The following is a 12,665-nucleotide window of genomic DNA, read 5'->3' on the forward strand; positions in this document are numbered from 1 at the left end:
CGAAGCAGGCGACGCGGTGGATGGCACCGGCTGCGCCGGTGTTCGCGGGTGAACCCGCTCCTACAGGTATGGCGCACTCCTTCGGCTGGCGGGGTCTCTGTGGGAGCGGGTTCACCCGCGAAGCAGGAGACGCGGTGGATGGCACCGGCTGCGCCGGTGTTCGCGGGTGAACCCGCTCCCACAGGTATGGCGCATTCCTTCGGCTGGCGGGGATCCTGTGGGAGCGGGCATGCCCGCGAAGCAGGCAACGCGGTGGATGGCACCGGCTGCGCCGGTGTTCGCGGGCGCGCCCGCTCCCACAGGTATGGCGCACTCCTTCGGCTGGTGGGGATCCTGTGGGAGCGGGCATGCCCGCGAAGCAGGCGACGCGGTGGATGGCACCGGCTGCGCCGGTGTTCGCGGGCGCGCCCGCTCCCACAGGTATGGCGCATTCCTTCGGCTGGCGGGGATCCTGTGGGAGCGGGCATGCCCGCGAAGCAGGCGACGCGGTGGATGGCACCGGCTGCGCCGGTGTTCGCGGGCGCGCCCGCTCCCACAGGTATGGCGCATTCCTTCAGCTGGCGGGGATCCTGTAGGAGCGGGCATGCCCGCGAAGCAGGCGACGCGGTGGATGGCACCGGCTGCGCCGGTGTTCGCGGGCGCGCCCGCTCCCACAGGTATGGCGCATTCCTTCGGCTGGCGGGGATCCTTTGGGAGCGGGTTCACCCGCGAAGCAGGCGACGCGGTGGATGGCACCGGCTGCGCCGGTGTTCGCGGGTGAACCCGCTCCCACAGGTATGGCGCACTCCTTCGGCTGGCGGGGATCCTGTGGGAGCGGGCATGCCCGCGAAGCAGGCGACGCGGTGGATGGCACCGGCTGCGCCGGTGGTCGCGGGTGAACCCGCTCCCACAGGGAGGCGCAGCGCCTTCCGAACCTCAGGTCTGGCGCGCAGCCCAGGGATACTGCAACTCCCACTGCCACGCATGCCGCACAATTTGCTCCAGCGAGGCAAACTCCGGCCGCCAGCCCAGCACCTGCAGCGCCTTGCTCGCATCTGCCACCAGCCGTGGCGGGTCACCAGCTCGGCGCGGCGCGTCAAGGGCTTTGATCTGCCGACCGGTCACCGCCCGGGCCGTATCGATCACCTGCTGCACCGAAAAGCCCAGGCCATTGCCCAGGTTGAACGCAGTGCGCTCGCCACCCGCCAGTAGATATTCCACCGCCAACGCATGCGCCGTCGCCAGATCGGCCACATGCACGTAGTCACGGATACAGGTGCCATCCGGCGTATCGTAATCCCGACCAAAAACCGTCACCGCCTCACGCCGGCCCGAAGCAGCCTGCAGGATCAGCGGGATCAGGTGGGTTTCCGGGTCATGGCACTCGCCCAACTGGCCTTCCGGGTCAGCACCCGCGGCATTGAAGTAACGCAGGCATACCGACTTCAAGCCGTAGGCCCGGTCGAAGTCCTCGAGAATCTGTTCGACCATCCATTTGCTCAGCCCATACGGGTTGATCGGCCCCTTGGCATGCGCTTCGTCGATCGGCACATACTGCGGGTTGCCGTAAACCGCAGCACTGGAAGAAAACACCAGGTACCTGATACCGGCATTCACCATGGCCTGCAGGAGGGCAAGGGTGGCCGCGACATTGTTCTGGTAGTACTTGCCGGGCACGCTGACCGACTCGCCCACCTGGATGAACGAGGCAAAGTGGAACACGGCATCGAAACGGCAAACGCCAAACAGCACATCCAGGGCGGGTTCGTCGGCGATGTCCAGTTTCGCCCACTGGATGCCGGGGCCGGGCGAGACCAGGTCCGCCACCACTACCTCATGGCCTGCACCGAGCAGGTGCTTGACCATGTGCGAGCCAATGTAGCCTGCGCCACCGACAACCAGAAACTTCATCCATGCCTCCTGGACTCTGCTGTTGTACAGCCGCGCTTTTCAGCTACAGGTCTGTTGTGAGGGTAGATGGCCATATACCCTATTTCAAGAACAGCCAGTTGGACATGTACTTGCCGTCGAACGTGATGCTGTAGCGCCCATCCTGGTAAGCCATCGGCAACGGTTTCAACTGTGCCTGTGCATCCCGGGCGAACAGCTTCAGGCCAGCAGGCGCCTTGATGCTCAGGGTGCCGGCAAGCGGCTCGACGTTGAACGGTGTCTTGTCATCGGCCTTGGGCACGGCACGGGTGCCCAGCGACACCAGCAGCTCGCGCGACTGGCCCAGGGGGTTGCCGTCCAGGCTTTGCACGACGACGCTGGCGTACGGCGTTTGTGCTTGCACCTGGATGGCGCCGAGGCTGATCGAGCGACCTCCCAGCCAGCCGGTCGCGGCCTGGGTCAGCGGTGTGTCGATGGTGTAGATGCCCTGTTGCCAGTTGCGCTTGAGTTCACCCGTGTCACTGACTGCCTCCGTGGCGTCGGCTGGCAGCAGGGACTGCCCCGGGTCGTGCAGCACCTGCGCACCGGCGGGGATGGCGGCGGGTTTCAGCCAGGGCAACTCCGGCGTCTGTGGCAGGGCGATCTGCAGTTGGCCCTTTTCCATGGCCGTGCGCAGCAGCGGCGAGTTGCGTGGGGTGACCTCCTGGTTGTACAGGGTGGCGGGCGTCGGCGCGAACACGTAGCGGGTAGTGGCAGGCTTCACATCCGCACGGCGATAGAGCAGGGCGGCAGCGGGCAGGGTGGCGATCATCGCCGGGTCGTTGTACGCGTGCCAGTTATCCGCCGTACGCCAGCCTGGGTTGAAGGCCTGCTGGCTGTAGGCGTACTGCAGCATGGCGTCCCAACCCTGGTGAGCGGCGGTGCCGGCCACGTACAGCGGCAGCGAGTGGCGGTCGGGTAGCGGGAAGGGCTCGGCGTTCCACTCGGTGACAGTCAGCGGCTTGCCGACCACCTGGGCCGCGGCGATCCAGTCGATCATGCCGTCGCTGCTCAACGGGTTCTTCTCCAGTTGGCCATTGGCGCCGTAGCTATGGGCGTCGATGATATCGCCTGCGGTCAGTGCCGGCAGCGCGCTCAGGCCATTGCCGCCCCAGGTACTGGTGGTGGCGATCGGCACTTTCACACCGAGGCCGCGCAGGTGGGCGATCATGTCGGCGTTGAAGCGTTGTTCCAGGTCGTTGAGGAACAGCTTTGAAGGGCCATGCTCCCAGGCGCGCCAGGTGAGATCGGTGGGCAGGTCATAGCGTTTGGCGAAGGCTTTGGCCGCCTCCATGTAGCGCCCGCTGTGACGCGGTACGTCCTTGTTCGGCATCAGGGCGTTACCATAATGCTGGGTGAGGTCGTTCTCATTGGTGAGCAGCACGGCAGCGATGGCCGGGTCGTCCTTGTAAGCCAGGCCGGTGTATTCGTTCACATGGGTCAGGTACTGCTCGGCAAAGCGTTTCATCGCGTTCTGGATACTGTTGTTCACATAGGCGTAACCCTTCAGGTCAACGCGTTCCTCTCCCTTGGCCAGTTCCTTGAAGTCATCGATGTGGTCATTGGCGGTAAGCGCACGCTGCACATGCATGTCCAGCCAGATATAGACGCCTTCGTCCTTGAGTGCCTTGATCCACAGGTCGAGCTTGCGCAGCGATTCGGCACTGAGTTGCTGGGTATCGCGCACCAGCGAGCCGTCGCCAAACACGTTCGGGCTGACCCATGGCGAGTCGTGGTGGTGCAGGCGCACCAGGTTGAAACCCAGTGCCGACAGGCGCTTGGCCTGTTGGCGGATTTCTTCGTCGGGGCTCTTGAACAACGAATAGGCGGACAGGTTGGTGCCCCAGAAGCGCACCGGGGTGTTGTCCTCGAACATCAGCTGTTCGCCGACGGCCTTGACGAAGCCGCGCTTGCCGGCAGGCTTTTCCGCGGCATTGAGGAACGACAGGTCCACTGGCGAGGTGCGCCAGTCCAGTTGGTCGTCGGGCCAACCGACGGGGTCGACCAGGCCGAAGCGTTCGCTGGGCGTGGGCCCCAGGTCGATGTCGCCGGTGATGTTGAGCACCGCCTTGATCTGCTGCCGGCCAGCGCTGATCGGGTCGCTGTAGATGAACGCACGCAGTTCGTACGGGTTGCCGCGCTCGAAATACACCTTGGCCAGTGGCGGGTCGAAGCGCATTTCGATGCGCCGGCCCTGTTCAGCCTTGCCCCACGACCAGCCACGGTTGCCGGACAGCAGTTGCGGGGCGCCCATGTCCCCGGCAATTTGCGCCGGGTCGAACTGGAACACCATGCCGCCGCCCATCACCCCGGCCTGGCGGCTATGGGCGTCGAGGTCGAAGGCCCAGCTCAGGGTTTGCGCCTGTGCCTTGCGGATATCCGCCGCCAGGTCGAAGTCCAGCTCTTTGTTCTTGCCTTGCAGCGTGTAGTGGTAGGGGCCATTGACCTTGAACGCGGTGGCGAAGCCCGTCCAGCTCCAGTTGGCCGCCCAGAAGTCGAACTTGGCTTTCATCACCGGCCCACCACCGTGGGTCACCATGGGCAGGCCATTCTGTTCATCGACGCTGACTTGCCACGCCGATGCCCAGCTGGTGAGCGGCAGCAAGGCCAGGCCAGCAATGGCCGATACTCGCAGCAGGGTTGGAAAACCTGGGCAGCGCAGGGTGAGCACGTTCATGGGCATTACCTGGGTTGAAGGCCGGGGTCGGCCAGCGCGATGGCCTGGCTGTTCTGCAGTCTGCGGACCATCTGGACGTAGGCCACGCCCAGCCCGGCGACAGACCAGTACACCACCGGGATGAAGGTGATGCTGCTGACGGTGAAGATGATCACCAGGATGCCGATCAGTGTCGCCAGCAATACCCGGCCGAGCTGGCGTCGCTCGTCGTCCTTGTCGGGGAAACTGCGCATGGCCTTGCGGATGCCGTGCAGTACGGTGGCGAAGAACGCCACGAACAGGCCAAGCCCGACCAGCCCGATCCGCAGTGCCAGGTTGATATAGGTGTTGACGATGTCGATGATGCCTTCACCCTGGATCATCGATTGCATTTCCGGGGTGTTGCGGAAGTCGAACGAGCCGAACAGCGGGTTGCGCTGGATGACGATCCACGAGTTGTCCATCAGCCGTTCGCGGTAGGTGATGTTCTCCTTTTCGAGGCTGCCAATGAACGGCAACAGGTCCAGAACCTTGTCGCCACCGGGAACGATGGTCAGCAGGGGCAGGGCCAGCATGCCGGCCGCGGCCAGCAGCGCAAGGCGCCTGACCGCACCTTTGCCCAGGGCGATGAACACCACCACGATGACCACGGCGCCGATCCACGGGCCACGGGACAGTGGCGCGAACAACCCGGCGGCCAGCAGCAGGGCGCCCAGCACCCGCTGCAGGGTGCTGCGCACATAACCCTGGACGAACAGGAACAGGCCGATGGCCACGCTCATCACATAGCCCAGGGCAATCGCCTGCCCGGTGGTGACGCTGGCACGCAGCGAGCCGCCACGGCTGAGGTAGCCGGACATGCTCCACGGCACGCCCATGGCGTCGACCAGGGCACTGTACAGCAGCCAGTGGCGCACGTACTCGGCCACGCCGATCAGGGCCAGGACGAAGGAGGCAAGCACGAAGGCCAGCAGTGTGTCCTTGAAGTCGCTGATCTGGCGCAGGCCACGGCTGGCCACGTAATACGGCAGGAACACGTCGACATACAGGTACAGCGTCTGGCGCAGGGTGTCGGTCAGGGTGGTTTCGCGCAGGTACAGCACGCTCATCAGTAGCAGGCCGGCCGCCAGCAGTCTGTCGGGCCAGGTGCGGCCGAAACGCAGGGTGTCGCCTTGCCGGCGCAGAGCCAGTGCCGCCGGCAACAGCACGCACAGGGTCAGCAGGCGGATATGGTTGAGGTCGACCAGGTAATTGACCACGCCAAACCCGGGCACTTGCACCGAAGCTGGCGGGATCAGGAACAGCAGCATGTAGAACAGCGCCATGGGGTTGTGCTCGCGGCGCCCGGCGATAAACAGGATGACGGCGCCCGCACCCAGGTAAAGCCAGAAACTGTGCGAGACGAAGGCCAGCAAGGTCAGCAGGAACCACAGGTTGCGCCGGCGCTTGAAGTCGCTCAGCGGAATCAGGTCGGTGGCAGGCCGCCGCGCCAGCAGGAAGACCACGCTTGCCAGAAACAGGATGACGATCAACGCACGAAAATGTTCAGGCATTGGCTATGTACACCTTTGCGTCGGTGGGCAACGGCTAGCATCGTGGCTGATTGAAACTATAGTGACCTTTTAGCCAATCAGTCAGAGATTGACGTCATGCCGTCGATTGATGTGTCTGCCACCGCGAGCCTGCGCAAGCGGGCCCTCAGGGCCGGGTCGTGGAACCTGGTTGCACAGGTGGCGTCACAGGTGATGCGCCTTGGCGGCAACCTGGTCATGGCCCGCTTGCTGCTGCCGGAAATGTTCGGGGTGATGGTCATCGCCACCACCGTTTCGGTACTCCTGCATTTGCTGTCCGATGTCGGCCTGCGCCAGAACATCATCCAGAGCCATCGCGGTGACGATCCGCATTTTCTCAATACCGCATGGACCGTGCAGATCATCCGCGGCTTCGTGCTGTTTGCCCTGACCTTGCTGCTAGCCCTGGGGGCCTGGCTTGCCCAGCTGGCCGAGCTGTGGCCGGCGGGCTCCACCTATGCTGAACCGGTGTTACCGATGGTACTGGCGGCGACCGGGCTGTCGGCGGTGATCTGGGGCTTCCAGTCCACCAAGATAGATGTGGCGGTACGAACTTTCCAACAGAAGCGTGTGGTGCTGGTCGACCTGGCCTCGCAGCTGGTCGGCCTGGTGGTGATGCTGGTGTTGGGCTACCTGACGCACTCGGTCTGGGCGCTGGTGATCGCCGGTCTGGTGTCGGCCCTGGCCTGGACCCTGCTGGGCCACACTGCCCTCAAGGGGCACAGCAACCGCCTGCAGTGGGACCGCAGCGCGCTGAACGAACTGATCGTGTTTGGCCGCTGGATTCTGCTGTCGTCGATGGTCGGCGTGCTGGCCATGTACGGTGACCGCATGTGGTTTGGCGCCAGCATGACGGCGGCACAACTGGGGGTGTATTCGATTGCCGTGCTGATCCTCGGTGCCGTGCAGACCGCGCTGATGAAAATTTTCGGGGCCGTGGCGCTACCCGCCTTCAGCGAAGCGGCCCGGGCCGACGACAAGGAACGCCTGAAGGCGCTGTATCACCGCTTCCGTCTGCTGGTCGACCTGCTGGTGCTGTTCATCTGTGGCGGCTTCCTGACCGCCAGCCCGCTGCTGATCAGCTGGATGTACGACGACCGCTACCGTGAAGCCGGCCCGATGCTGGCGATTCTTTCGCTGTCGTTCCTCACATTGCGCTATACCTTGGCTCATCAGGTGTGGATTGCCCTGGGCCTGACCAAGTACCAGGCGATGGACAACATCATCCGCCTGGTCTCGCTGTGGGGGCTGCTACCGCTGTTGCTGGCGATTGGCGGTGTGGACTGGGCGATCTGGGGGGTTGCCCTGCATGCCGTGCCAACTCTGGTGCTGATCGTGTATGTGAATTGCAAACTGGATATCTTCAGCCTCAAACGTGAGCTGGTGGTGCTGCCGATGCTACTGGTCGGGGCGCTTTGCGGGGCGCTGCTGACAGCCTTTTTCAACTGGCTGTAATGCGGCTTGCTGGGTGAAATTTTCAAAGATACAGGTAACAGGATCATGGGGAAGCTTACTTTTTGTACTGCGCAGTTGGGTCGTAGAGGCTTTCTCCAGAGTTGTGTCTTGCTGGGCGTTGGTGGTGCGGTGTTCGGCGCTAAGGCAGCCGTTGCCAGTCAACCTGCCGACAAGTCCGGGTTCGTAGTGATCAACGGCTGGGTATTGCCGTCCCGTTACTTCCGGAACGAACCCGCATGATCAAGGACTATCAGCAGCAGAAGGTACTGCGCGACAGCTACGATGTCTGCATCATTGGCGCCGGCCCGGCGGGTATCACCCTGGGCTTGCGCCTGGCCGCCGCCGGCTGGAGCGTACTGCTTGCCGAAGGCGGCGGGCGTGAGTACTCGGCGAACTCGCAAGCCTTGTACGCCTGTGCGTCCACCGGCCTGGAGCTGTATGCCAAGGAGGCTCGCCTACGTTACCTGGGCGGAACATCCAACCATTGGGCAGGCCGTTGCCGCCCGTTCAGCCCCTCGGACTTCTCCATACCCCCCCTTGGCGACTTGCCTGGCTGGCCCATCCCCTATTCGGAAATCGCGGGCTACCTGCCAGCAGCCATGGACATCGTCGACCTGCCGCCCGGGTCGGATTTTCAGGCGTTGAATACTGGCCTGGACGGCGGTGACTTCGAGCCAGACCGCTTTCTGCTCAGCCCGCCAACGCGCTTTGCGCAAAAATACGCCACGGCCCTTGAGCAGACCCAAGGCCTGGATGTATTCATCAACTGCAATTGCGTGAACCTGGAGTTTGACCAGGCCTCCGGCCACCTGGCTGCAGTCGTACTGTCCGATTACGAGTGCAATCGCCAGCGCCTTGTTGCGAGAAACTTCGTGCTGGCCACCGGTGCCATCGAGAATGCCCGGCAACTGCTCAACAGTGAGTCGTTGGTGGCGGCCGGAGTCGTGAGCAAGGATGGGCTGGTCGGCGGCTGCTTCATGGAGCATCTGAACATTGACCTTGGCACCTTCATCCTCAAGTCGGGGCTGGCCCCTGAGCCGCGCGAGTACTACACCACCGATGCCTTCGTTGACGAATACAAGGCAGGTAAAGGCAATGTCCGGGCCGCCTTGCTGGCCGATGTGCAAACCTATGGTCGTACTGCCGAGGTCAAGCATTTTCTGGAGAGCCTGGCCTGTGACATGGGGGTTGCCAGCAAGATCGCCTTCGTGGCCAGGTTCAGTTGCCCCGGTGACGGCGTGATCAGCACCATGATCGAGCAGTTCCCCAACCTGCACAGCCGCGTTTCGCTGCTGGATGAGAAGGACGCACTGGGCGTGGCCAAGGTCAATGTCAATTGGGCACTGACCGCAGATGACCGCCACACCATCAAGTGCATTGGCAGCGAACTGGCCAAGCAGTGGGCTGACATGAACCTGGGCTTCGTCAAGCTCAACGACTTCGTTTATGACACCTCGATACCGCTGAAGTTGTCGCCGCATGCCCACCACATGGGGACCACGCGCATGGCATCGTCGGCGCAATTCGGTGTTGTCGACAGCAACTGCAAGGTGTTCGGCACCGAGAACCTTTACGTCGCCGGCAGCAGCATCTTTGCCACGGGTGGCGCTTCCAACCCGACCATGCCGCTGCTGCAGTTTGCGGTACGCCTGGCCGACCACCTCGATGCCAGGATGAGTTCGGCCAGGGACGCCGTGGCGTGATGCAGGTTGTACATGGGTTGAGTGCGCTGCGGTCAGCACCCACAAGAACGAGACCGGATGCGCCTCAGGAACAGTCCAGATTGCTTTGATTGCGAGGCGGGCAGCATGAAAGGATGGATACGCAAGGCAGTGACGCACTATGTCCACGCAACGGGGCGAGGAAGCTCGTTTTACAGGAAGTTCTGCAAGCCTTCCGGGCTTGAGTGGGGGGCCTATCTGACGCGCTGGGGCAACTTTCACTCGGTAGGCAGCAACTTCTATGTCAATACAGGCTGCAAGTTCCTCGACCCCTCGCTGGTTCGCATCGGCAACAGTGTGGGCCTGTCCGACTGCACGCTGATCGGTCACGACGGGGTGGTATTGCTGATCGAACATCGCTTCGGCAAGCATCTGGACTCGGTCGGTTTCATCGACATCAAGGACAATTGCTTCATCGGCCATGGTGCGATCGTCATGCCCCGCGTGACCATCGGCCCTGAGTCGATCGTGGCCGCCGGTTCCGTGGTGACCAAGGACGTGCCGCCGGGCACGGTGTTTGGTGGCAACCCGGCAGAGTTCATCTGCACCACCGAGGCGTTGATCAAACGGGTCGAGGCACGTTGCGAGGCCTACCCGTGGATCGACCTGATCAAGCAGCGCAATGGCGCCTATGACCCGCAGCTGGAGCCGCTGCTGATGGCGCAAAGGCGCCAGTACTTCTTCGGGGATGGCAACCATGGCTAGCAAACCTGTGGACGTCATGGTGGTCAACTTCAACACGGCCGGGCTGCTGCGGCCGATGTTCGACGCGCTGCGCCGGGCCGACAGCGAACGGCTGGCCAGCTACCTGGTGGTGGACAACGCCTCGGTCGATGACTCGCTGCAGCGCATGGCCGAGGTGTGCCCGCAAGCGCTGCTGCTGAGCAACAAGCAGAACGTGGGGTTCGGCCGGGCCAATAACCAGTTGCTGGCGCACCTGAAGGGCAAGTACGCCTTGCTGCTGAATACCGATGCCTTTGTCGCCCCAGACTCCCTGCAGAAAACCCTCGACTACATGGACACCCACCCTGAATGCGGGGTGCTGGGGGTGCGCCTGGAGGGCCGCGACGGCGACCTGCAGCCCAGCTGCCGCTACTTTCCCACACCGCTCAACGTGTTCGTCGGGCGTACCGGGCTGGGGCGCTTCTTCCCGGGCTTGAAGATGGTCGACGAAATGAACTGGGACCACGCCTCGGTCCGTGAATGCGACTGGCTGCCTGGCTGCTTCTACCTGGTGCGCCGCGAAGTGCTGGACCAGGTGGGCCTGTTCGACCCGCGCTACTTTCTTTATTACGAGGAAGTCGACCACTGCAAGCGGGTGAAGGCGGCGGGCTGGAAAGTGGTGTTCTACCCGCACACCACGGTGGTGCACATCGGTGGGGAAAGTTCCAGGTCGGTGGCCGAGCTGGAGGCGGCCAGCCGGCAGATCTCGTCATACCAGATCGAAAGCGAGCTGCTGTACTTCCGCAAGCATCACGGGCTGGCGGGGCTTGCCCTGCACATGCTGCTGGTCACCCTGGGCGACCTGGTGCTGGCACTCAAGGCGCTGTTGAAACGACGCGGGCGGGGCGCAATACAGGCCTGCTGGCGTCACTGTCGGGCGACCTGGTCACTGTTGTTCAAGACCCGGTACGCCAGCCAACCGACAAGGTAGGTGGAGCCATGTTCGAGAATGTACGTGCCGACCTGCGTGCCCATGGTGGCGACTGGGGCGCCCAGGGCTTCTGGGTGTTGTTGGTGTACCGTTTCGGCCGCTGGCGCTATGGCGTGCGCCCGGCACTGCTGCGCAAGCTGTTTTCGCTCATCTACAAGATCCTTTACAAGTTCGTGCAGATCATCACGGGTGTGGAGCTGCCGTGCGAAGCGGTGATCGGCCGCAACTTCGTTATCGACCATTTTGGCGGCATCGTCATCAGCGGCTATGCCCGGTTCGGCGATGACTGCCGCATCCGCAATGGCGTGGTGGTGGGCCTGAAGAACGTCAGCGAACCGGTTGCACCGGTGTTCGGCAACAACGTCGATATCGGCACCGGGGCCAAGGTGCTGGGTAGCATCCGCATCGGCAACAACGTGATCATCGGTGCCAATGCCGTGGTGCTGGTGGATGTGCCGGACAACTCGCTGGCGGTGGGGGTGCCGGCCATCATCAAGGCCAGGCAACCGGCCGCCACGGTGCCCGTCGAGTGAGGCCCATGGCGAGCGGGATCGGTGTGGTGGTGATTGGCCGTAATGAAGGCCAGCGCCTGGAGCGTTGCCTGCGTTCGCTGCTGCAGGGTGCGGAAAAGGTCCTGTATGTCGACTCGGGCTCAACCGATGGTTCACCGCACTTGGCCCGCAGCCTGGGGATGGAGGTACTGGCTCTGGACATGGGCACCCCGTTCACCGCCGCGCGCGCGCGCAACGAAGGCTTTGCCGCCTTGCAACGGCTGCTGCCGTCGATGCACCTGGTGCAGTTCGTCGATGGCGATTGTGAGGTGGATGCCGGCTGGCTGGCCACGGGGCAGGCATTTCTCCACCAGCATCCTGAGGTGGCAGTGGTGTGTGGCCGCCGACGCGAGCGCTTCCCCCAACGGTCGGTGTACAACCTGTTGTGCGACCTGGAGTGGGACACCCCCATCGGCGAGGCCAAGGCGTGTGGTGGCGATGCCCTGATGCGGGTAGACGCCTTCGCCGCCGTCGGCGGCTTCCGCCCCGAGCTGATCGCCGGAGAAGAGCCCGAATTGTGCGTGCGCCTGCGGGCGAAGGGCTGGAAGGTCTGGCGCCTGGATGCCGAGATGACCCTGCACGACGCTGCCATGACCCGTTTCAGCCAATGGTGGTGGCGTAGCCTGCGTGCTGGTCACGCCTATGCCGAAGGGGCCTACCTGCATGGTCACACGCCGGAGCGGCACTGGCTGCGCGAGTCGCGGCGGGCCTGGCTGTGGGGCCTGGGCATCCCCGTGGTGATCGTGCTGGCCTGCCTGCTGGTGGGCGGCTGGGGCCTGCTGCTGCTGCTGGTGTACCCGTTGCAGGCCGTACGCCTGGCCCGTCGTGGAGGCAAGTCGGTGCGGGAGAACTGGCTACAGGCGGTGTTTCTGGTATTGGGCAAGTTCCCGGAAATGCTCGGGCAACTGAAGTTCTTGCGCCACCGCATCGCGGCCGGCAAATCGGCGTTGATCGAGTACAAGTGAGAGATCATCCAGCCCTTTGCGGTGTGCTGTGGCGCAGAGAACCGAGGTCGCAAGCAGTCCGCGTACCCTGTGGGAGCGGCTTTAGCCGCGAAGAATCCAGCCTGGTGCATGGAACCGGCTGCACCGGTGTTCGTGGCTAAAGCTGCTCCCACAGGGCCTCTGCTAATTCAATAAGTTACGTGCA

At 63.6% G+C, this 12,665-nt stretch carries 9 protein-coding genes; 6 read left to right on the top strand and 3 right to left on the bottom strand.

Features of this window, described 5'->3' with window-relative positions:
* Positions 1–915: 915 nt before the first annotated feature.
* The 3 genes from galE to J5M71_RS09880 form a co-directional block, all read right to left on the bottom strand.
* Positions 916–1,890 (bottom strand): UDP-glucose 4-epimerase GalE, encoded by a 975-nt coding sequence (gene galE / locus J5M71_RS09870; RefSeq protein ID WP_207831826.1) that lies wholly within the window; start codon positions 1,888–1,890, stop codon positions 916–918.
* 79 nt (positions 1,891–1,969) lie between these two features.
* Positions 1,970–4,585 (bottom strand): cellulase family glycosylhydrolase, encoded by a 2,616-nt coding sequence (locus J5M71_RS09875; protein WP_207831828.1) that lies wholly within the window; start codon positions 4,583–4,585, stop codon positions 1,970–1,972.
* A gap of 5 nt (positions 4,586–4,590) precedes the next feature.
* Positions 4,591–6,117 carry an O-antigen ligase family protein gene (locus tag J5M71_RS09880; RefSeq protein ID WP_207831830.1) on the bottom strand — a complete coding sequence of 509 codons (1,527 nt, stop codon included), beginning with the start codon at positions 6,115–6,117 and terminating at the stop codon, positions 4,591–4,593.
* Positions 6,118–6,213: 96 nt separating this feature from the next.
* Here J5M71_RS09880 and J5M71_RS09885 point away from each other — a divergent pair, with 96 nt between their 5' ends.
* The 6 genes from J5M71_RS09885 (at position 6,214) to J5M71_RS09910 (ending at position 12,481) form a co-directional block, all read left to right on the top strand.
* Positions 6,214–7,590, top strand: coding sequence for an oligosaccharide flippase family protein (locus tag J5M71_RS09885; protein ID WP_207831832.1), 1,377 nt, complete (start codon positions 6,214–6,216; stop codon positions 7,588–7,590).
* Positions 7,591–7,826: 236 nt separating this feature from the next.
* Positions 7,827–9,293: a GMC family oxidoreductase gene (locus J5M71_RS09890; RefSeq protein WP_207831834.1), complete on the top strand. Its 1,467-nt coding sequence runs from the start codon at positions 7,827–7,829 to the stop codon at positions 9,291–9,293.
* 105 nt (positions 9,294–9,398) lie between these two features.
* Positions 9,399–10,016 (top strand): acyltransferase, encoded by a 618-nt coding sequence (locus tag J5M71_RS09895; protein ID WP_207831836.1) that lies wholly within the window; start codon positions 9,399–9,401, stop codon positions 10,014–10,016.
* The gene (locus tag J5M71_RS09900; RefSeq protein ID WP_207831838.1) at positions 10,009–10,965 is read left to right on the top strand and encodes a glycosyltransferase family 2 protein; all 957 of its coding nucleotides are present in this window, start codon (positions 10,009–10,011) and stop codon (positions 10,963–10,965) included. Before J5M71_RS09895 ends, J5M71_RS09900 begins: the two co-directional genes overlap by 8 nt.
* Positions 10,966–10,973: 8 nt before the next feature.
* A complete protein-coding gene (locus tag J5M71_RS09905) occupies positions 10,974–11,498 on the top strand; it encodes a serine acetyltransferase (RefSeq protein ID WP_207831840.1) in 525 nt (174 codons plus the stop codon).
* A gap of 5 nt (positions 11,499–11,503) precedes the next feature.
* Entirely contained in the window at positions 11,504–12,481 is a 978-nt protein-coding gene (locus J5M71_RS09910) for a glycosyltransferase (RefSeq protein ID WP_207831842.1), read from the top strand.
* The last annotated feature ends 184 nt before the right edge of the window (positions 12,482–12,665 follow it).

Origin of the sequence: Pseudomonas sp. 43(2021) (assembly GCF_017490805.1) — a bacterium.
Taxonomy (GTDB): domain Bacteria; phylum Pseudomonadota; class Gammaproteobacteria; order Pseudomonadales; family Pseudomonadaceae; genus Aquipseudomonas.

Bases quoted from the DNA above. Each gene is read 5' to 3' on its own strand.
- galE (WP_207831826.1), bottom strand. From the start codon at position 1,890: ATGAAGTTTCTGGTTGTCGGTGGCGCAGGCTACATTGGCTCGCACATG.
- J5M71_RS09875 (WP_207831828.1), bottom strand. From the start codon at position 4,585: ATGAACGTGCTCACCCTGCGCTGCCCAGGTTTTCCAACCCTGCTGCGA.
- J5M71_RS09880 (WP_207831830.1), bottom strand. From the start codon at position 6,117: ATGCCTGAACATTTTCGTGCGTTGATCGTCATCCTGTTTCTGGCAAGC.
- J5M71_RS09885 (WP_207831832.1), top strand. From the start codon at position 6,214: ATGCCGTCGATTGATGTGTCTGCCACCGCGAGCCTGCGCAAGCGGGCC.
- J5M71_RS09890 (WP_207831834.1), top strand. From the start codon at position 7,827: ATGATCAAGGACTATCAGCAGCAGAAGGTACTGCGCGACAGCTACGAT.
- J5M71_RS09895 (WP_207831836.1), top strand. From the start codon at position 9,399: ATGAAAGGATGGATACGCAAGGCAGTGACGCACTATGTCCACGCAACG.
- J5M71_RS09900 (WP_207831838.1), top strand. From the start codon at position 10,009: ATGGCTAGCAAACCTGTGGACGTCATGGTGGTCAACTTCAACACGGCC.
- J5M71_RS09905 (WP_207831840.1), top strand. From the start codon at position 10,974: ATGTTCGAGAATGTACGTGCCGACCTGCGTGCCCATGGTGGCGACTGG.
- J5M71_RS09910 (WP_207831842.1), top strand. From the start codon at position 11,504: ATGGCGAGCGGGATCGGTGTGGTGGTGATTGGCCGTAATGAAGGCCAG.